The following is a 20,930-nucleotide window of genomic DNA, read 5'->3' as shown; positions in this document are numbered from 1 at the left end:
AAATAATCGTTCAATAACTTGTTGGCGTTATCATCTGTTGCGATCGTACTAAAATCTATATCAGCATCAAAGCCCAATCCTTTTACATCCATTTTTACCCAGGAACCAATATCCATCTGTCCATACACCACCCCCACCGATTCGGGGTGTTTGGTGAAGTATTCGATCAAAGTTTGTTTCCAGATATCCATGACCATCAATGTCCGGCCTCCCATCAGGGTCCGTTCAATTCCTTCAAACTCACCTTGCCAGGAGATTTTCTTATCTGCCTTGTAACTTTGAAGATCTTCTACAGATAATTTTAATGCTGCCATTTCTCTGAAGAATCTCGTAGATTGATCTTTAAGGGCTGTTTGCTGATCCGGAGTCAATACAGGTTTTTGCCCGGCTTCCGGACCCTGCACTTTGAAAGGCAATTGAATATCTCCGGGTACCTGCGATTTGTAGTCATTCAACAACGCTGTTATTTTTGCATATTTGGTATCGTCATGGCTAACTTCACCAGGTATCTTAAATTTTAATTTGAATTGAAAGGGTTTAGCCTCTCTGCCCATTTTTTCGAGATCTTCCGGAGTTTGTGCTGAAATAGTAGTGTTGGCGAATAATACTCCCAATAGAATGGTAATAGACCACAGCCTGCAGAGTAGAAGCGCTTTTAAACCATTTAAAAATATGAGTTTTTTCATCTGTTTATTTTTTATTTTTTTTAAAAGCCAGATGGAATCTTTGATAAAAAATAATCATTCTGGTTTGTACCCGCCTACCGGCGGGCAGGTAAAATAAACCCTTATTATTTTTTATGTCGATTTCATGTGATTTTGTTTTATATTTTAATAAAAAAGTATCACAATAAAGTATAGAAAGATGTGCCACCAATAGCTTTGAATGGTAGGTAGTGACATTTATATCTTGTGATTACTACTACATATGGGCTAAATCACATGCAAATTATTAAGGATTTTGACCACATTTGCAATGATGTAGATCATTGTCAGGCATGATATTAATCATGTCAATGATGTGTTTGGTTTTGAGCCGATATGAAAGTTCCTGATGTGATGAAACGGCCTCTCAATGCCAGCTTCCAGATAGAAAAAGACGGGTCGGGGTATAAAGTCAGGAAGAAGGCAAAAAAATACTGAGTTGGAGACTTTTTTATCCTGTATAATGGCTTGTCTTTCAAAAAGGATAAAAATACCATTCGGCTCATTCAATACCATAGCAATCAGTTTTCATCATTGTTCATCCTGAAGGGCGGACAGTTGGAAAACAGGTTTTGAATGTTTGGATGATCGATTTTTTGGAAAATAAATGCTTTTCTTAAAAATTGGTAGCTTTGTCCAAGCAAAGAGAAAACCATGTACAGAGCCTTATTTATTTTTATTTTGCTGGTATTTTATTCCGGTTGTCAGGCACAGAGACCTTCCACCACCATTAAAGTGATGACGTGGAACATCCTGCACGGAGCCAATGATATCAAAGACGGAAAAAATAACGCTGTCCGGATCATCAGGGCATTAAATCCGGACGTCATATTGATGGTAGAAACCTATGGTTCGGGCAAAACCATTGCTGATGCATTAGGTTATCATTTTCATTTGATTGCTCCGGAAGGTACTCCTTCAGACCAAAAGGAGATCAATTTATCTATATTATCCAGATTTCCTTTTGGCAATAGAATCGATACTCCTTTTCCTTTTTATCTTGGTGGAAGAGAGATTATCATAAACGGTAAAAGGATCAGATTTTTTAGCAATTGGTGTCATTATCTGCCATGGGAAGATGAACCTGAAAAAATGGGAAAATCAGTGCAAGAACTGTTGGAGTGGGAAAAATCCGGAAAGAAGTATGAAATGATACAACAAGTATTGCCGTATATAAAACAATATGCCGATGAAGCGGATTCTATTCCTTTGATAATAGGCGGAGATTTTAATACTCCGTCTCATTTGGATTGGGGCATCGAAACAAGGGCATTACACAACGACCTGGTAGTTCCATGGTATGTCACTAAAGTACTGGAAGATATCGGTTTGGTGGATACGTACAGAACAATTCACCCTGATCCTGTCACATATCCTGGCATCACCTGGCATACCAAAGGCGCTAGTGATGCTCATCGTATTGACTATATATTTTACAAAAGCCCGATATTAAAGCCACTCAAATCTGAGACCTACAAAACTTTTTTAAACGAAATATTTACTATAAATGGTGAAAATATTTTGTATCCATCTGACCACGGCATAGTGTTGACCACTTTTGAAATCAAACAATGATGTTAAATTGATAATCAATAATTTAGTAAGCATTCAGCAGGCCATACTTATCGGGAACCTACCGAACTAATTGGCCCACAGAATTACATTTCCTTAATCTCATTGACTACTTTTGTCAGAGTAGCTTTAGCATCTCCGAACAGCATGAGACAATTCGGGTAACCAAATAGCTCGTTTTCGATGCCCGCATACCCGGATGCCATACTTCTTTTACTCACTATGACAGTTTTGGCTTTGTCAGCATTGATGATCGGCATACCAAAAATAGGTGAATTTTTATCATGTCTTGCTGCAGGATTCACGACATCATTAGCCCCAACCACATAGACTATGTCCGTATTGGCAAGGTCGTCGTCAATTTCTTCCGGCTCGAGAAGTCGGTCGTAAGGTACGTTGGACTCAGCAAGTAATACGTTCATGTGCCCGGGCATCCTGCCCGCCACCGGATGTATGGCAAAACGTACATTGATATTCTTTTTTAATAGAACATCCATAAGCTCTTTGATGATATGCTGCGCCTGAGCTACCGCCATACCATAACCCGGTACAATGACTACTGATGAAGCACTGTCAAACAAGACGGCTGCTTCTTCTACACCAACTTCTTTTACTACCATGTCAGATTTTCCACCTACCGAAGGAGCCGATCCGGAAGTCTGTCCAAATCCACCCATCACGACATTGAGCAGTGAACGGTTCATACCTTTGCACATGATATTTGTCAGTATGATACCTGACGATCCCACCAATGCTCCGGCAACAATCAACATATAATTATTTAAGACGAAGCCAGTAGCACAAGCAGCCATACCGGAATATGAGTTGAGCAAAGAAATCACTACAGGCATATCTGCTCCACCGATAGGGATGACTACAAGAATACCAAGAAGCAGCGATATGGCTACCAAAGCCCAAAGACCAATCATCATATCCTGCTGCCACAAAACTAATCCGCCTCCTACAAAAGCCACAACGAGAAGCAATAAATTAACGAAATGCTGACCTGTAAACACGATCGCATTTCCGCTTACTTTTCCGCTGAGCTTACCATATGCTACCATTGATCCTGTAAAAGTGATACCTCCTATCAGTATAGAGACCAGGATACTTACAAGCGTAATATTATCTACTATCTCCCCTTTTTCAACAGACTCTAACCAAAAATCTGAAAGTCCCACAAATAGAGAAGCAAGCCCTCCAAACCCATTAAATACAGCTACCATTTCAGGCATTTCAGTCATTTGCACCTTTTGCGAAATATAATATCCGATGGCAGAGCCAATGACAATGCAAATCAGTACTTCCGGCAATGTAAGGATATCAAGTTGAAACATTGTCGCAATGATGGCAATAAGCATTCCAAGAGCGGAGAGTTGATTACCTTTACGCGCTGTAGTGGGTTTATTCAGCATCTTGATGCCGATGATAAATAAGATAGAAGCGAGGAGATACGCTAATTTAACTATAATATCCATAATTATTTTTTAAACATCTTTAACATTCTGTCTGTCACGGCATAACCACCCACTACATTGATCATAGCCAGTATGATGGCCAGCATTCCGAGTATCTTGCTTACTGTGGTATATCCCAATTCATTGCTGCATAAAATGGCTCCAACTATAGTTACCCCTGATATGGCATTTGAACCCGACATGAGCGGAGTATGCAATGTAGGCGGTACTTTAGCTATCAACTCAAACCCGCAATAACTTGCAAGCACAAGTATGTATATCAATATGATTAAGTATTCGACGGTCATATTTACATTATTATAGGTTTAGAATATTTTTAGTTGTTTCGTGGACGACTTGTCCCTGATGGGTGATAAGGCTTCCTTTGGTAATTTCTTCATCCATCTCCCACTTAAAACCGTCTTTTGTAGCCAGGTAAGTGAGGAGTGCTGTGGTGTTGCGGGAGTACATTTCACTGGCATTCTGTGACAACAAACCCGGAAGGTTTCTTTCACCTATGATGGTGACTCCATGATGATGTATCGTTTTTCCGGCCTCCGTGAGTGCACAGTTTCCTCCTGACTCTGCAGCAAGATCTACGATGACCGAGCCCGTCTTCATGGTTTCTACCATTTCCTTTGTGACCAATACTGGCGATTTTTTACCTTGTACTGCAGCCGTGGTGATGACCAGATCCGCATCAGCAACGTGTTTATTGATCATCTCTTTTTGTTTTCTGAGGTATTCTTCAGAGACTTCTTTGACATATCCTCCTTCCACCTTGACACTGTCGTCACCTTCTACTTGAAGAAAGCGTCCACCGAGCGACTCCACCTCTTCTTTTGTTCCTGGTCTGATATCAGTAACTTCTACTACAGCACCCAGTCTTTTTGCTGTTGCCAATGCTTGTAAACCTGCCACACCTGCTCCGAATATCAATACTCTTGAAGGCGTAATAGTACCGGCAGCTGTCATCATCAGTGGAAATATTTTACCTAGTGCATTAGCTCCCATCATGACGGCCTTGTATCCTCCGAGACTTGCCTGGGAACTGAGAGCGTCCATTCTTTGTGCTTTAGTGGTCCTGGGTACCGCATCCATTGAAAATGCAGATACTTTTCTTTTCATAAGGGTTTGTACCAGCTCAGCATTTGAAAAGGCGTACATGAAGGAAATCAGAACACTGCCTTCTTTCATCTTTGCAATTTCGTCAGCGACAGGTGGGTTGACCTTAATGAGTATGTCACCTCCTGATAATAATTCGTCCTTACTTGTCGAAATATGAGCACCAGCATTGCGGTACTGTTCGTCACTGATAAATGACCCTTCTCCGGCACCTGACTCTATGTGGCATTCATATCCAGCTTTGGTCAGTGATTTGACCCCGTCAGGCGTGAGTGCAACTCTTTTTTCTCCTTCACGGATTTCTTTAATTACAACTATCTTCATTTTTAAAAATCTATATCATTCGCCAATTATTATCTTCTTCAGAGTTTAAACATACTCTTTAATCTAAAAGATAAATAATCATTTTATAATTGTGGCGAAGATAAACATTTTATTCAACCTAAAATAAAAATATAATTAAACAATTAAGAGTATATTAAAACTTTTACCATTTGGCTCCAAGTGGCAAATTTAATTTTAGCCTGCCTTATTTGCAGTCAGCAAAGTAGACGTAATATTTTTTTGCCGTACCGATCATGGTTATGCTGATCTTTGTGGATGTTTCTTTCCTGATCAAGACATTTTTTTAAAAAATAGTCGTGACCGGATCTATCTGTATTTGCTGTGAGCCTGACTGAATGATGAAAAGCAAAATCGTGATAGAAATCACGACTTAATGAAAGGAACCAATCAAACCTTTGATTGGATGGGCGGCTACCGCAGTTCCTTCACACTTCGACTTAGCTCAGTGTAGTTCTTCGGCTGCGCTCAGTCCAACGCATTATCGAGTAAAGCATTTTACCCGATTCTTGTCTATAGTGAGAATATTCTGTCTTAACATAACATTATACAACTTCAATCCACCCTGAATTTAAACCCAACTCGCGGTATATTTTCAATACTTACTGATGGATCACCGGATAAAAATTTGCGCAGCCTGGAAATAAATACATCCAGACTTCTACCCAGAAAATAATCATCTTTACCCCATAGTGCAATCAGAATATCTTTCCTTTTGATGATTTTATTCCTGTTTTTATTGAAAAAAATGAGCAGATCCGCCTCTCTTCCAGTAAGCCTTACCATTCCGGTTGGTGTTTTTAACTCCATATGATTGTAGTCAAAATGGAAAGAACCAATGTCAAATTTTATTTCTTCCGCAGGTGTCGTTATGGGGGTTGCCACTTTCCTTTTCATGAAAATATTAACTTTCAAAAGCAACTCTTCGATACTGAATGGTTTGAATATATAATCGTCACCGCCGGTTTGAAGGCCTTCCAGTTTGTCGTGGATCTGTACTCTGGCAGAAATAAAAATGACAGGAATATGGGGATTTTTTTGTCTGATGGCCTTAGTAAGCGAAAAACCATCAAGATTGGGCAGCATGACATCCAGGATACATATATCATACTCAAACTTATTGAAGGCCTTTAACGCCTCATCACCTTTACTGAAATGATGTACTTCATGCCCGGCAATCTGGAGACAGTCTTTCACTACAAAACTGAGATTAGCGTCGTCCTCTACATAAAACACTTTTGCCATAAGCTTTAAAAATTTACTTTTGATCTATTGTGATATAAAATGTTGTCCCAACGCCAAGTTCAGACTCTACCTTCATATTCCATTGGTGGGCCTGAGCGATTTGCTTTACATAAAATAGACCAAGTCCAAATCCCTTGACATTGTGAGTATCTCCTTTAGGAATTCTGTAAAATTTATCAAATATTTTTTTGAATTCCTTCTTGTCTATTCCCTCCCCTTTGTCAGAAATGCTGATTGTCAGCTTGTCGCTTTCATTTTTTGTAATGACAGATATCTCTGCTACCGACGGAGAGTATTTTATCCCGTTTTCTATGATATTGCATATGACATTGGTAAAGTGGGTTTTATCTGCCAGAATGATGTCATTTTGTGCATTGAGTGCAGAACTTATAGTAACTTCCTTCTCAAATTCGATATGAGAAAGATTTTGAATGACTTTCTCTATGATATCATTGGCATGGATTTCTTCAAGATGCATATCTATTTGCCTTTTTTCAAGACGAGTGATATTCAGTATTTTTTCTACCTGCTCATTGAGCCTTCCTATTTCGTCACCGATGATTTTTGTGTAGGTATTGAGTCTTTGCGGACTCTTGACAATTTCCGGATCGGATATCACCTGCTGAATGACCGAAATGGTTGAGATGGGGGTTTTAAATTCGTGGGTCATATTATTGATAAAATCCTTTTGTACCCTGGTGATGGATTTCTGAGTAAATACTATAAAAAGGGCATACAATATAAACAATACCACTATGACCAATACGATGGAGGTCACGATCCACATCGGCATATTATTGAGTGAGACTATCGCAAAGTGCGGAAATGTAACTGTAAAGTAGTAATCCAGGCCTTCAAATTTTGGTAGTTCAATGAGTGTGACTGCTTTTTGCGGCTTATTTTTCTGAATATAATTACAGTAGACCATTTCATTGGTTTCACATCCGTAGATGCCATATTCTACATCCTGATTGATATTGAAGTAATCAAAAGTGGTCTTCAGGTAGTGATCCAGCAATGCGGCGTCGATTTCACTCCGCACTTCGACTACATAATGTCTGGGGTTTATTTTTATGACCGGATTTTTAAAGCTGAAGTTGGTTTTGTTTTTGATGGCGATTTTTTCAGCAACCTGTCTCAGTGCCACAGTCACGTTGTGCTCAAACTGGCTTTCAGTGATATTAAATGCCTGTTTGACCCAGTATATCTGGATGACAAAGATGGCAATGATCGCTGTTATGCCGAATATTGTCAGAAATCTGATGTGATTTTCTTTCAATGATGTTTTGATTTTAAGTCAAAAATAGGAAGTTTTACTGTTTATTAATAATTAAGATACTGCTTAACATGTGAATAACAGAAGTGGAGCATTTGTTTAACAGTTACCGCACGGATATGCCTATACTTTTGTACCGAACTTATTGTGTACAGAAAATATTCTGTGAAAAATTTATATCATAATGTATTGTAAAATAAATAATTATGATTATAAATTTTAGCTATCAATTTTCTGTCAGGTATATTATTTATTTAATCTTTAATTTTTATTATTATGAAAACTTTAAATTTAATCGTTTTTGGGTTGTTGCTTACGTTAAGTAACATGACAGGTCAATCAGGAAACATTGGTAAGGGACCAAAACTGGTATTTAAAACTACTTCCATCGACTATGGCACGGTAGCAAACAATACCGATCCTGAAAGAATTTTTCACTTTACCAATACCGGTGATGCGCCACTTTTGATTACTGATGCCAAGGGTAGCTGTGGCTGCACGGTACCTGATTATCCTCACGATGCTATCGCTCCCGGTCAGTCCGCATCTATCAAAGTAAAGTATGACACTAAGAGAACAGGAGTTTTTACAAAACACATCACCGTCACATCCAATGCCGGTGATCCTGTAACGCTTACCATCAAAGGCGAAGTGAAGGCCGCACTTTGATTCTCTTTCAAATATATCCTATCACAAATCAAAACAATGTCATGACAATCAGAATTATCATTTTATTTTTATTGTTTACCAATTCTTACAGATTGCAAAGCCAGAGTCATCTGTTTGGGAAAGTCCCTTTGGACAGTTTGATGAAATTTGATTGGTACCAAAAAAATGCTGAAAAATATACTTCCGATAAAGAGGTAATCATGAAGCTGAAAAAGCAAAAATTAGATGAATACAGTATCAAAGTCTTTTTTGGTACATGGTGTGGAGATACAAAAAGAGAGCTTCCTATATTGATGAAGGTATTGAATGAGATATCGTTTCCATTTGAAAAAATATCATTTTATGCTGTATCTTCAGCAGACTCCATTTATAAACAATGTAAGCAACGGGAAGAAAAAGGCCTCAATATATTTCGTGTAGGAACATTCATCATTGAAAAGAATGGTGCTGAAATCAATCGTATAGTGGAGTTTCCAAAATATTCGATGGAAGTCGATTTGCTAAAAATCATTTCCGGCGAAACATATACTCCTCAATATGCAGCATACTCAAAAATCATTGAGTGGCTCAATGATGGCACCCTATCATCCAAAAATGTAAGCGGCTACAATCTTGCATCACAACTACGGGGTTCAGTATCTTACTATGGTGAGCTCAACGCATGTGGTTATGTGCTGTTGGCAGATAAGATGTATACAGAAGCACAAAAAGTATTTCAAACCAATACTGTATTATTTCCTGAAAAAAGCGAGGTATGGCACAGTCTTGCTGAATCACACTACAAAATGGTACAAAAATCTCAAGCTCTCTGGTGTATAGATCAGGGACTAAGAGTCAATAAATCATCTGAATTGGTAAAAGAATTTCTTGATTTACATGAGAAAGTGGTAATGTTAAAATAGTTGAAAGATTTCAAATTTTGAAAAGAATCAATCAGGAATTCATTCAATAACTGAATTTCAGGTTGATTCTTTTCTGTTTACCTTATTACACTCACCCTTCCCGTACCCATCCTGGCATAAATATCTCCATTGTACATATGCTCGCAACTCACTGCCGGCATAAAGAAGTCGCCCGAAAAAGCCGCTTTGGCTTTGAAATTAAAGACTTCTGTTCCACCGGGTCTAAGTCCAAAAAAAGTATATACCCGATCATCTTTAAAATCCTGGTAAGTAAAATTACCTTTATTTTTGGCGATTTCGGTTTCATACAGCCTTGGATTGATAAGTTCCCATCCGGCCGGCATTTTGAGATTTAGTGCCAGATCATTGAGTGCTGTGGCAGCAGGATTATTGACCCTGATAGTGATGATGATATCATCTCCTTGCTTTGCACCTGAGTTGCCGGATTGTTTTGTTGTGGCATTGTAATAATCGGTGGTGATATTAAGATTGGAAGATGTACCTTCTTTGATGAGTGTATTGTCAATAAATCTCGACATCTGATATATATAAATTCTTCCTTTTCCTTTGTTTTGTATAGTGACAGGCTTGCCAAAAGCTGATTTATCGATTTTTATGAGTTTTGGCTCAAATGACGAATGATTATAACTTTTGGCACCACCATTCAATCCTGAGACGGTGTAATCAATTTTGCCTGTAATATTCAGTGCCTTTCCGAAATACTTAAATGCAGCGATGAATGCATAACCTTTTGTTTGTGTACTGGTCCAGGACATGGCATTGAGAGATTCTACCATCTGATCGTAATAGGATTCCAGCTTTTTCTTTTCAGAATCAATGTAACTCAAAATTTCAACAATCATGGCCTTGTCGCGACCCGGATCACCGAAGGATTCGTAGCTGGAATAGTTTTGCTGATTTTTCTGAAGATTTTCAGCCTTGGAAACATATTCCTTTGCTTTTGAATCATATCCGCTGAGCTGAAAACTTCCTGCGACCAGCCACCATGTCAATGCGTTGACAGATTTATTGGAAGTCACAAATCGGTTCATGGCTGATTTTGCCGGTTTGCCACCTTTGGCGAGCACAAACATCCTGAATGCCTGAGCCAATGATTCTGATTCATAGACGTATGAAGAACTGCTTTCCGCCAGTGCCCAGTTATTGGCCGTGGCAACATGTGCATCGAGCCATCTGCTGAGCATATCTGAATTGTGATTGAGATATCCAAGTCGCTTCATTTCAGTCAGGAAATTGCCGGCATAGATGTCTGACCATGCATGATAGTAGCTTCCTTCCCAATAGTTGAACTTGCCGTTGGATTGTTGCATTCTTGATATCTTGTGCATCGAAGCCTGTAGATTTTCCATTCTTTTTTTGTTTTCTGCAGGATCAAGTTCTATGATCTTGTCGAGGTATAGCTGGCTGAAACCTACAGAAGTGGACTGCTCGAGACAACCATACGGATACTCTACAAGGTCTCCTGCATATCGGGTAAAATCCGGTACTTTAAGACCACTGATAAGCACTGATGAGCTGAATACATCGGCATATCCTTTAGGTTTGGCCGTAATCGTTGCTTTGGATCCTGATTCTATAATTTGTTTATTGACAGTGGATTCGTATGAATTGGGATAATGCACAGGTATGGATGTCGTTTCGGTCATCTTTTTATTGCCACTACTTATGCCCATCTCCACATCGAGTTTGCCGGTCTTGTTGAGCACTTCAATATTGTAAGACTGCAATACCTGATTTTTGCCACCAAAAGCAATACTTTTACTGGCAGTAAGTCCTTTGATCATGGTAGGATCAACTTTTGCTGTCAAAGTAGCAGATTGAATACCAGGTTCATCCTTGAGGATAGTCACGGGCAACAAAAGTTTATCGCTGACATTGAGTGATCTTGGAAACTGAGTCTGTATCATCAATGGATTTTTGACAGGTATGGCTTTGTCCAATTTTCCGAAGTTCTTATCATTGCATGCTACTATCATCAGCCTTACTCTGCCTATATAGTTCGGGATATGGATAGTGTGGTTCATTTTTCCACCTTTACCTGCCTTAAATGGACCCATATGAATGGCCACTGGTTTAAATCTGTTGATTTCCGCAATGGCATCAGGATGATAAGCATCGTCACCTCCTATAGATATGATGCCGGCAAATTTTCCTTTGAAGTAGTTGATCAGGTATTGATACACATCCCAGGTTTTTACTAATAAAGGAAACTTACCATTAAAATGTTTGTAAGGATCTGGCGTCTGAAATCCTGTCAGATTGAGCAAACCTTCGTCGACCAGGGCTATGGTATATTCCATCGGTCTGCCTTCACTTTCTGATACTGTAAAGTTATAGGTTTTGTTGGATTCAAGTTTGTCAGGTAGCGTTGCTACCGGTTTCAGAGCTGTGATGGCAGCATCCATTTTTACGTGACGAATGCCGTACATGCGCAATGGCAGATCATTGGCTTCCTGTTTGTATTTCTGCATGATGGTGGCGTGTATGTAGATATTTGGTGACCAGTCATCATTGGATTTCAGCTGTATGATATTATTGCCTTTTGTTATGGTGTGCCAGGTTTGTTCTATCACTCTGTTACCGCGTTCGATACTTACCAGCACTTTGGCATCTTCTATTTCGGGCATTTTTAATTTGATCGTTTCTCCTGTTTTATAGGCATCTTTGTCAGATTCGAATTCAGTAATGTAGGGTTGAGCCCCTGGTATAGACTCTACTCCATCATAGACAGTAAAATAAGTCTGAGTGCGGTGACCGGAGCTTTCGTCTGTGATGGTCATCTTGTAGGCTCCTTTATCCAGTGATCCTTTAGGTAAGGTGATTTTACCTTTTCCTGTGATAGATACAGAGCCATCATCCACGTCCTGCCAGTATTCGGCATTGACAAAATTTCCTGCTGATCTCAGTCTGTATTTGTCAACCCACCAGGATTCTACATGCTTCTGAATCTGATAAGAGATGTTATTACTTTGATTGTGCAGTTTTCCACGATTATTGACATTAACCAAAGATACTTCTATGTTTTCAGTAAAAGTATGATTGCCTGCCCATCCTGTGCCATCTTTTCTTTTCGCACCAATGTAAGTGGCGAAAGGATATACTTTGATGGATTTCCCTTCTTTATTGGTGCCGCCACCAGGGAGTGCGGTTTCTGTTTCTATGGATACATTGAGTGGGCAATTGTAATTTTTCATATCCTGACTTCCGGCAAATGTAGCCGTACCATTATCATTGGTTTGAGTATTCAGTATAGAGATATTGTTGTCAGTTATTTCATTATCGAGTACATCAAAATTGTAGTCGCGGTAATCTCCGAATGGCTGTGATATCTTTCTGACTCTGGCATTGGCAGTAACTTTGGCATTGCCCACTTCAAACCCTGTGAGATATTTTACTTGTATAGATCCTGAAATTTTATCAGTATAGATCGTATTATCTGAGATGCCGGTAAAAGTATATAACACTTCGGCAGTATTGGGTTTGATGGTCTCAATTCTGATATTTTTTCTGACTTTTTTGGGTCCGATCTGGAAAACACATCGGTACAATCCTGTTTTTGCGGACACAGAAGTATGTAGTGTAAAACTATGAATCAGGTTTTTGTCTGTATTTATCTGGCGAATCTGCTCGTCCACGACCATGTTTTCTGTATCAAAAAAAGTCATAACAACAGGCATTCCGGCGGGTAGGGTAGTTTGAGCTTTGTTGATCATCAGGTCAACATAGATACTGTCACCGGGTCGCCATACGTCTCTGTCAGTATAAGCAAAAAACTCGGTTTCGATCTCTGACCGTTCGCCTGCAATGTCAAACTCCGTGAGCGAATTGCTTTGATTGGGGTCTAGCGCAAGATAGGTCTGTTGAGTTCCCTTCACAATCTTCAATACCGCTGCTTCGCCTTTGATATTTTTAAAATCTACAAAACCATTGCTGTTGGTCTTTGCTGAGGCTATTTTTTCGGCTTGAAGACTATACAATGTGACCTCAGCATCTGAAACCTGGCTCAGGTCAAGCAGTTTGCTGAGTGCGATATGATAGGTATTTCCTGCTTTTTTGGCAATCACAGCATAATCTGAACAAATAAACATCCTTTGCACCGGATCTCGATACATATAATAAGCCAGCTTACATGGGTCGGCATTTTCCTCCCAGTTGTAATCTTCATAATAGTAATGAGAATCCTCGTAGTAATTGTCTCTTAATTCAAAAAACTCATTATTTGGAATTTTGGAGTTGACTTTATATTTTGTCAGACTGTTTTTACATCCGATGGTGGTATTTTCAGGACCAAAATCCATGGAAATATGATAAATACTTCCCGGATTTTTTTTGATTTTTGCTGTAAGATCGATACCGTGCACCGTCCATCCTTCATTGTCTCTGAGACCATCATTAAGGGGTACTATCTGATCATATACAGGCTTTCCATACATTCTGATATTGTAGTAATCAGAGTAGGAGAGTGATTGCCATGCCAGATAATGCAAGACATTTTCCTGTTTGATTTCTATCACAACGATTCTGAGTGCATTGATAGCACGGGTTTTTATAGGAATTTTAAAATCACCTTCAGAAGGAAAATAATTGCCGTCACTTACAAACTGAGCATCGGGTTTGTCAGTAAAAGTACTGATCTCAAAGGTTTGATCTTGTGATAGCGATTTACCTTCGACAGACTTGATATTTTTGTTAAGACTGATGTTTATTTTATCAGCATCTCGTACATCACTCAAAAAAATGGTTAGAATGTGATTATTTATTTTGTAGGATACATTGTCATCTTTCACTTTCAGCAAGCCTGTAAGGTCTTGTTGTTTATTGAGCCGTTGCGAGAAATATATATTGAATGTCTTTTCGACAGCCTGATGGTGGGTATGTACCACACTAAGGCTTTTGGCATCATAGTCAAAAAACGGTATTTCACCTTTGATTTCAGCACCTATGGATTGTCCGTTCCAGAGGATTTTTGTCTCCCTTCCTGCTGATTTTGGCAACCTGAAAGCTGCCAGAAAATCTGTTGGCGATCTCTCTGTGACCTCTGCTGTAACTTCTGGTGTGACGAAGCAGGTTTTTATTTGTTCAGCAGTAACTTTATCTGCAGTTTTGATTCCTGCAAACAATGAGATAGTACCATCATCATTGATTTCAAATCCTTCTCTGTCCACCTTGATATCCTGAGCAAATGTTTTGATCTGATACTGTATGTTTTCGTATTTTTTGCTGTCAAGAGATTTCAAATTCAGGGAGACGGTATATGTTTCGCCTGATTTGAGAGGAGCAGCAGGTGTGAAAGTCAGAACTGTATGATTGGACAATGTAACTTTTCCTGATACCGCAGGAGACAAAGATATGACATCCTGGAGATCACTTTCCTGTACAGCATCTGTCAGAGGTTCTTTCAACACATACTTCAGGTCATCCGAAGATGATATCATACCGGCAGTAGCTGCCATAAAGTACTGATCAAGCAGTTCCTGATCTTTAGCAACATTGAGAAGGTCGTCGGAAGACTTTTTTGACTTGCAGGAGACCACCAAAAGCAATAATAAAACAGTAAGGCAAGTGAGGTTTTTCATTGGTAAATATTTGTCCAAAGATAACTCATTTTACCATCAAATTAGTGTAGTTTAGTGGGGAATTATTTTTATGATTTTCTGGCTGGGGTAAATGTTAAAAATACTGACTCTAAAAGAAAAGAGCCTTCATTTTTGAAGGCTCTTTTTGTAGCGTGAGGCGGGCATGATCCGCCGACCTCGCGATTATGAATCGCGCGCTCTAACCAGCTGAGCTACCACGCCATGATTAAAACGGCCGCAAAGATAAGCAGTTTTAAGAATATTATTGCTATCGTTAGTTAAAATTTCAACAAAAAATTATTTAACAAATTCAGGATAAGATTAAAATTATGTTAAAAACATATGCAACATATTTGTACAAAAAATATACATATACCTTTACAATCAATAATTCAACAATCTAAATTCCCACCAGATGAAGATAATTACTGCTGTACTCATCACCATGTCTTTTTTACAGATTTCGTGGGCTCAGAAGTATGAAGTGAAAGGCACTATCAAAGATACTATCAATGGTCCCCTTGTGGCCGCTACTGTCATGCTCATGGACACAGATTCTATCCTGATTGAATACACACAAACTGACCTGAACGGGCATTTTGAGTTCAAATCCATAACAGAAAAATCCTGTATCATAAAGACATCATATCTGGGATATTTTCCACTGACTATCAATGTATCCTATGAAGGCAAAAACAAAATAGATCTGGGCACTATCATGATGTATGAAATAGCAAAGGAGCTGATGGAGATTGTCATCAAAGAAGCCAAAGCACCGCTTAAATTGCGGGGCGATACCGTGGAGTACGATGCCAGCCAGTTTAAAGTACCACAAGGTTCCACATTGGAAGATTTGCTCAAAAGATTACCTGGTATAGAAGTGAATCAGGATGGTGCTTTGCAAGCCGATGGAAAGGATATAAGCAAACTTACTGTAGATGGTAAAACATTTTTTAGTGAAGACCCAAAGTTTGCAATTAAGAATCTTCCTGCTGAGGGTGTCTCAAAGGTGCAGGTATTTGATAAAAAGAATGAAGAAGCGGTACTCACAGGAAAATCAACCGCATCACAGGAAAAAACTATGAATATCGAGCTCAAAGAAGAATTTAAGAATGGAGGATTCGGAAAAGTAACTGCAGGAGGTGGTTCTGACAGTCGTGGCGAACTTAAAGGCAATTATAATAAATTTGATAAAAAAAATCAGTTTTCGTTTGTCGGTGTAGCCAACAATACTGGCAGAAACGGACTCTCATGGGATGATTATCAGGATTTTATGGGCTCCAACTCCTGGGATGACAATGGTGAATATGACTACGGTTTTGGTGGTGGTTTTGTCCGTTACTTTTATGGTGGAGGTAGCTCAGGTTTGGAAAACAAAGTAAGCGAAGCTTTTTTTTCCGGCAATAGTGGTGGTTTTCCTACCAACATAATGGGTGGTGTCAACTATAACTATGACCATAAAAAAAACAAATTTGCCGGAAGATATTTTTTTCAAAATACAGGAAATGAACGTACCACTTTTTCTGACTCCAGATCTTTTCTGTCCGGATTTTTTCTTGATAATGCCCGTATAGATAACCAGGATAAGAACAGCATCAACCACAGGGCCGAAACAAAATATCAGTATGACATAGACAGTTTCCTAACAGCAATCGTCACCGCTGACATTGCGGTAGTAAATACTGAAACAGCCCAATCAGGTAATACATCTTTAAAAAGAGATGGCGAACTGACCACCAGCCGCAGTAGTTATGATAATACGTCAGACCTTTCGGGAAGATTGCTCAATACTTCTTTACTACTCAGAAAAAAGTTCAGAAAAGCAGGCAGAACTTTTGGAATCAATGGTTCTTACCTTAAAACAGACATAACAGAAGACCAAAAGAGATTTTCTGACAATATATTTTTTAGCAACATCGGTGCACAGGATAGTACACGAAATCTAAGGCAATTTAATGATGATCAACTTGACAAATACGTGATCAAGGCCAATGCCATCTTTAGTGAGCCTTTAAGCAAAAAACTCTTCTGGAAAATTTTCTATAATCTCAGTTCACGCCATGAAAACGGATTCAGGACTGTCAATGATCAGAATCAGACAGATCTCAGACTCATACAAAATAATCTTCTGAGTCGTATTTATGAAAACTCCATACTGAATCAAAGGACTGGAACATCAATGACTTTTTCTCACAAGGGGTTCAATTTTACCGGAGGTCTGGCTTATCAGACTTTTGACCTTGATGGTAGTTACCAATCTCCGGAAGCGACTCTTTTTAAAGGAAAAGTGGACAATAGTTTTTATCAATGGTTGCCTTATGCCGAATTTTCAGGAAGTCTTACACGCAACACCTGGCTCAATCTCGATTATGGCATCAATGCATCTGAACCCAGCATAGAAAACCTACTTCCGGTAGTAGATTTTTCCAATCCACTGTTTATTACTGAAGGTAATCCAAACCTTGTACCCACACTCAATCACAGAACTGGGGTGTGGTTCAATCACTCATGGCCAGCCAATGCCATAAGAATAAGTTTTAATGTCTCTTATACTTACTTTGAAGATCAGATCATACAGCAGCAATCTGTGGATCAAAATCTCATTACGAGATCAAAGCCCGTCAATTACACTGGCGGCGATCAAATATGGAGTAATATTAATTTAAATTTTCCCATCATCAGAAACAAAATCAAAATGGGAACGCGTCTTGGGAGATCAGGTGGACAAAGCTTTGCCTTTGTAAACAATATCCTTAACAATACAAATACAGTAAGGTGGGCACCCGGAGCTAACATCGACTTCACTCCTACCCAAAAAACAGCTATCTACCTAAGGGCCGATCTATCATTCAGTGCTACAGAGTATGATATCAATACCACTCAAAATCAGAATATTGTAAATCAGAACTACAGCCTTGACATCAACACCAATTTTGCAAAAGGGTGGTTTTGGAACTCTACATTAAGACACTCCATCTTTAAAAATGAAAGATTCGGAATTGAGCAAAACATTCCTATTATCAATTTGTCAGTATATCGCCAGTTTTTGAAAGGCAACAAGGGAGAGTTGCGCCTTTCACTGTATGATGCATTAAACAAAAATATACAGATTTCCCAATCTACTTCGGTTTCGCGGGTGTTTGATTCCAGGACACCGTCATTGGCAAGGTATCTGATGTTGTCATTCTCCTACAATATCAAAGGTATGAAATCCACTGTGACAAGAAATGAATTCTGGTGATTCCGGTAAACGGAAATTGAATAAAATTATTTAATCAAAATAAAAAATACTTCAAATGTTACGGATTATAAACTTTTGTTTATTATTTTTCCTGACGAATGCCCTGCTTTCAGGACAGGAGGGTACCATCACTTTCAATAGAAAATATCACTGGGTAAATATAGTGACCAAAATGCCTTTCCTTTCTCAGGAAGAAAAGGACAGAATAAAACTGTCCTGGGGAAATGAAAGTGAAAATAAAGGTGAAGATTTTATTTTGACATTCAATAAGGAAGGAAGCACCTACATTCGCAAAGAAAAGACCGAAAATTATGGCTATTCCTGGGATGAAGAAGAAGATATATTTATAAGAGATCATATCGGCAAAAAAACAAAAGACATCAGGATCCTGCTAGGCAAAAAATATATCATAGAAGATGAAATCCCAAAAATGAAGTGGAAGATACTCAATGAGCTGAAAGACATCGAAGGATACGTGTGTATGAAAGCCGAAACGAAGGACACAGTCAATAATGTCGTCATCCACGCTTGGTTTACTGATAAGATACCAGTGATGAGTGGCCCGGAAGGATTTTCAGGGTTGCCAGGCATGATACTTGCCCTGGACTTTAATGATGATGATGTCAATATTGTAGCTACAAAAGTCGATATGGCCCCACAAAAGCCAGTGGTACTACCCATACCGCAAAAAATAAAAGGCAAATCAATATTATATGCAGAGTTTTACTCACGCAAAAAGAAGCACATCAATCTGAGTGTTCAGGGTCGTAGAAATCCTTACTGGGATGTGAGGTATTAACCGCAAATGATCGATTTGAAAGAAAGTATAATTTTCTTATGTCTCAAGGCTTCCATACTAAACATCATCAATTAATGATATCTTTGTAATAGATTATCATTTGGAAATTTTAGTATGAGTTAACCGGCCATGGAAAGATATATATTTTTTTCAATTTTTATAATCTTAAGTCTTGATAAGACCTGGGCAAGCCTACAAACACAAACACCAGTTTTAACTTCAGATGCTTCTTCCTGGATCAGAGTAAACCAATTGGGTTATACTGAAAAAAGTATCAAAGTAGCAGTCATTGTATCCATGAGCAAGGAAAGACCAAAAAGCTTTGAAATAGTGGAAGTACTTTCAAAAAAAGTAGTCCATAAAAGTAAACTTATAACAACCAGCGGGTCATATTCCGCATTTAAAGCAGTTTACAGGTTGAATTTTTCAGAGTTTAATGTGCCCGGCGAATACTATCTCCAATCAGAAAACATAAAGTCACCCAAATTCAGGATCTCTGATGATGTCTATAATGGGGCGGCAGATTTTGTTATTAAATATATGCGGCAGCAGCGATGTGGTTATAACCCTTTCCTCAAAGATTCGTGCCATACACATGATGGGTTTATAGTAGGGCATCCTTCGCTGGATTCGACATATATCAATGTAACAGGTGGATGGCATGATGCATCTGATTATCTGCAGTATGTGACCACTTCAGCTAATGCCACATATCAGATGCTTTTTGCGTATCAGCAAAACCCAAAAGCTTTTTCAGATAAACATGACGCAAATGGAATGGAAGGGCAAAATGGAATTCCCGACATACTCGATGAAGCTAAATGGGGCCTTGACTGGCTAGATAGAATGAATCCTTCTTATGGAGTGATGTTCAATCAGATCGCTGACGACAGGGACCACGCCGGCTTCAGGCTTCCTACAGATGACAAAGTGGATTACGGTCGTGGAAAACAAAGGCCTGTGTACTTTATCACAGGCAAACAGCAAAGTTTTAGCAAGCATAAAAACAGAAGCACCGGAGTTTCTTCTTCAGCTGCAAAATTTGCTTCCACATTTGCACTGGGTGCCTCGACTTTGAAAACTTACTATCCTGATTTTTGCCAAAAACTATCCAAAAAAGCGGGAGATGCCTATCAATTCGCAAAATCAGACTTAGGTGTCAGTCAGACTGTCTCTATCAAGGCACCTTACTTTTATGAAGAGGATAACTATGTGGACGATCTGGAACTCGCCGCTGTCCAACTTTACGAACTTACGAATGAAGATGCCTATTTAAAGGATGCCATTTATTGGGGCGACCTTGAGCCGGCAACACCATGGATGATCTTTAACCATGCCAGACACTATCAGTGGTATCCATTTTTGAATCTGGGACACTATCATATTGCTGCAGCTTCCCGGGATTCTATCATCAAAACAAGATTTATCAGTCATATGAAAAAAGGACTGGACGCCATTTATGAGCGGGGTGAAAAAAATGGTTTTAAAATGGGAGTTCCGTTTATATGGTGCTCCAACAATCTCAATGTAGCTGCCATGACGCAAATGCGGCTTTACCACCAGCTCACTGGTGATACAAAATATTGCGAAATGGAAGCATCGCTCAGGGATTGGTTGTTCGGTTGTAATCCATGGGGTACGTCTATGATAGTGGGTTTTCCCATAGGCACCGATACTCCGGTAGATCCACACTCATCATTTACTGTAAAAAACCGATTTCCTATTGACGGAGGACTGGTAGATGGTCCTGTATACACACACATATTCAAAAGCCTCATAGGCCTGACGCTTATTGATGAAGATGAATATGCACCTTTTCAATCAGATCTATGTGTGTATCACGATGACTACGGTGACTACTCCACCAATGAACCAACGATGGATGGCACGGCGAGTCTTACCTATTATTTATCGGTACTGGCTGATCACAAATTTATGTTGGAGCGAAAGTGAGAAAATTTAATTTTGGACAAGATGCCTGAATGGTTCAGTCAAAGACAG

13 protein-coding genes and 1 tRNA gene are annotated in these 20,930 nt (G+C 39.1%); 6 read left to right on the top strand and 8 right to left on the bottom strand.

Features of this window, described 5'->3' with window-relative positions; translation table 11 throughout:
• Nucleotides 1-1,007: 1,007 nt before the first annotated feature.
• Nucleotides 1,008-1,220: a hypothetical protein gene (locus tag IPK35_22010; GenBank protein MBK8055868.1), complete on the bottom strand. Its 213-nt coding sequence runs from the start codon at nucleotides 1,218-1,220 to the stop codon at nucleotides 1,008-1,010.
• A gap of 138 nt (nucleotides 1,221-1,358) precedes the next feature.
• Here IPK35_22010 and IPK35_22005 point away from each other — a divergent pair, with 138 nt between their 5' ends.
• On the top strand, nucleotides 1,359-2,279 hold the full coding sequence (locus IPK35_22005) for an endonuclease/exonuclease/phosphatase family protein (protein ID MBK8055867.1): 921 nt from the start codon (nucleotides 1,359-1,361) through the stop codon (nucleotides 2,277-2,279).
• A gap of 83 nt (nucleotides 2,280-2,362) precedes the next feature.
• Here IPK35_22005 and IPK35_22000 read toward each other — a convergent pair whose 3' ends face one another.
• The 5 genes from IPK35_22000 to IPK35_21980 form a co-directional block, all read right to left on the bottom strand.
• Nucleotides 2,363-3,754 carry an NAD(P)(+) transhydrogenase (Re/Si-specific) subunit beta gene (locus tag IPK35_22000; GenBank protein MBK8055866.1) on the bottom strand — a complete coding sequence of 464 codons (1,392 nt, stop codon included), beginning with the start codon at nucleotides 3,752-3,754 and terminating at the stop codon, nucleotides 2,363-2,365.
• Between the two features lie 2 nt (nucleotides 3,755-3,756).
• Complete coding sequence (locus IPK35_21995) at nucleotides 3,757-4,041, bottom strand: NAD(P) transhydrogenase subunit alpha (GenBank protein MBK8055865.1); 285 nt, start codon at nucleotides 4,039-4,041, stop codon at nucleotides 3,757-3,759.
• Between the two features lie 10 nt (nucleotides 4,042-4,051).
• The gene (locus tag IPK35_21990) at nucleotides 4,052-5,182 is read right to left on the bottom strand and encodes a Re/Si-specific NAD(P)(+) transhydrogenase subunit alpha (GenBank protein MBK8055864.1); all 1,131 of its coding nucleotides are present in this window, start codon (nucleotides 5,180-5,182) and stop codon (nucleotides 4,052-4,054) included.
• A gap of 573 nt (nucleotides 5,183-5,755) precedes the next feature.
• A complete protein-coding gene (locus IPK35_21985) occupies nucleotides 5,756-6,445 on the bottom strand; it encodes a response regulator transcription factor (GenBank protein MBK8055863.1) in 690 nt (229 codons plus the stop codon).
• A 13-nt stretch (nucleotides 6,446-6,458) separates the two neighbouring features.
• Nucleotides 6,459-7,724 (bottom strand): HAMP domain-containing histidine kinase, encoded by a 1,266-nt coding sequence (locus tag IPK35_21980; protein ID MBK8055862.1) that lies wholly within the window; start codon nucleotides 7,722-7,724, stop codon nucleotides 6,459-6,461.
• Between the two features lie 273 nt (nucleotides 7,725-7,997).
• Between IPK35_21980 and IPK35_21975 the strand changes: the two genes are divergently transcribed.
• Nucleotides 7,998-8,390: a DUF1573 domain-containing protein gene (locus IPK35_21975; protein MBK8055861.1), complete on the top strand. Its 393-nt coding sequence runs from the start codon at nucleotides 7,998-8,000 to the stop codon at nucleotides 8,388-8,390.
• Nucleotides 8,391-8,431: 41 nt separating this feature from the next.
• Nucleotides 8,432-9,292, top strand: a complete 861-nt coding sequence (locus tag IPK35_21970; protein MBK8055860.1) for a thioredoxin family protein — start codon at nucleotides 8,432-8,434, stop codon at nucleotides 9,290-9,292.
• Between the two features lie 77 nt (nucleotides 9,293-9,369).
• On the opposite strand, the gene IPK35_21965 is transcribed toward IPK35_21970, so the two are convergent.
• A complete protein-coding gene (locus tag IPK35_21965) occupies nucleotides 9,370-14,889 on the bottom strand; it encodes a hypothetical protein (GenBank protein ID MBK8055859.1) in 5,520 nt (1,839 codons plus the stop codon).
• Nucleotides 14,890-15,037: 148 nt separating this feature from the next.
• Nucleotides 15,038-15,111, bottom strand: a tRNA-Met gene (locus IPK35_21960).
• 193 nt (nucleotides 15,112-15,304) lie between these two features.
• Here IPK35_21960 and IPK35_21955 point away from each other — a divergent pair.
• From IPK35_21955 to IPK35_21945, 3 genes are all read left to right on the top strand, one after another.
• Nucleotides 15,305-18,130, top strand: coding sequence for an outer membrane beta-barrel protein (locus IPK35_21955; protein MBK8055858.1), 2,826 nt, complete (start codon nucleotides 15,305-15,307; stop codon nucleotides 18,128-18,130).
• 55 nt (nucleotides 18,131-18,185) lie between these two features.
• A complete protein-coding gene (locus tag IPK35_21950; protein MBK8055857.1) occupies nucleotides 18,186-18,929 on the top strand; it encodes a GLPGLI family protein in 744 nt (247 codons plus the stop codon).
• 129 nt (nucleotides 18,930-19,058) lie between these two features.
• A complete protein-coding gene (locus tag IPK35_21945; protein MBK8055856.1) occupies nucleotides 19,059-20,882 on the top strand; it encodes a glycoside hydrolase family 9 protein in 1,824 nt (607 codons plus the stop codon).
• Nucleotides 20,883-20,930 lie beyond the last annotated feature (48 nt).

It is taken from the genome of Saprospiraceae bacterium, assembly GCA_016713025.1.
Classification (GTDB): Bacteria; Bacteroidota; Bacteroidia; order Chitinophagales; family Saprospiraceae; genus OLB9.
Note: the sequence above shows the minus strand (reverse complement) of the source record. Positions and strands in the feature narration are given on the sequence as shown.

What these genes read in the sequence shown, in the direction of transcription:
- IPK35_22010 (MBK8055868.1), bottom strand. Translation starts at nt 1,220, where the DNA reads ATGGTATTGAATGAGCCGAATGGTATTTTTATCCTTTTTGAAAGACAA.
- IPK35_22005 (MBK8055867.1), top strand. Translation starts at nt 1,359, where the DNA reads ATGTACAGAGCCTTATTTATTTTTATTTTGCTGGTATTTTATTCCGGT.
- IPK35_22000 (MBK8055866.1), bottom strand. Translation starts at nt 3,754, where the DNA reads ATGGATATTATAGTTAAATTAGCGTATCTCCTCGCTTCTATCTTATTT.
- IPK35_21995 (MBK8055865.1), bottom strand. Translation starts at nt 4,041, where the DNA reads ATGACCGTCGAATACTTAATCATATTGATATACATACTTGTGCTTGCA.
- IPK35_21990 (MBK8055864.1), bottom strand. Translation starts at nt 5,182, where the DNA reads ATGAAGATAGTTGTAATTAAAGAAATCCGTGAAGGAGAAAAAAGAGTT.
- IPK35_21985 (MBK8055863.1), bottom strand. Translation starts at nt 6,445, where the DNA reads ATGGCAAAAGTGTTTTATGTAGAGGACGACGCTAATCTCAGTTTTGTA.
- IPK35_21975 (MBK8055861.1), top strand. Translation starts at nt 7,998, where the DNA reads ATGAAAACTTTAAATTTAATCGTTTTTGGGTTGTTGCTTACGTTAAGT.
- IPK35_21970 (MBK8055860.1), top strand. Translation starts at nt 8,432, where the DNA reads ATGACAATCAGAATTATCATTTTATTTTTATTGTTTACCAATTCTTAC.
- IPK35_21965 (MBK8055859.1), bottom strand. Translation starts at nt 14,889, where the DNA reads ATGAAAAACCTCACTTGCCTTACTGTTTTATTATTGCTTTTGGTGGTC.
- IPK35_21955 (MBK8055858.1), top strand. Translation starts at nt 15,305, where the DNA reads ATGAAGATAATTACTGCTGTACTCATCACCATGTCTTTTTTACAGATT.
- IPK35_21950 (MBK8055857.1), top strand. Translation starts at nt 18,186, where the DNA reads ATGTTACGGATTATAAACTTTTGTTTATTATTTTTCCTGACGAATGCC.
- IPK35_21945 (MBK8055856.1), top strand. Translation starts at nt 19,059, where the DNA reads ATGGAAAGATATATATTTTTTTCAATTTTTATAATCTTAAGTCTTGAT.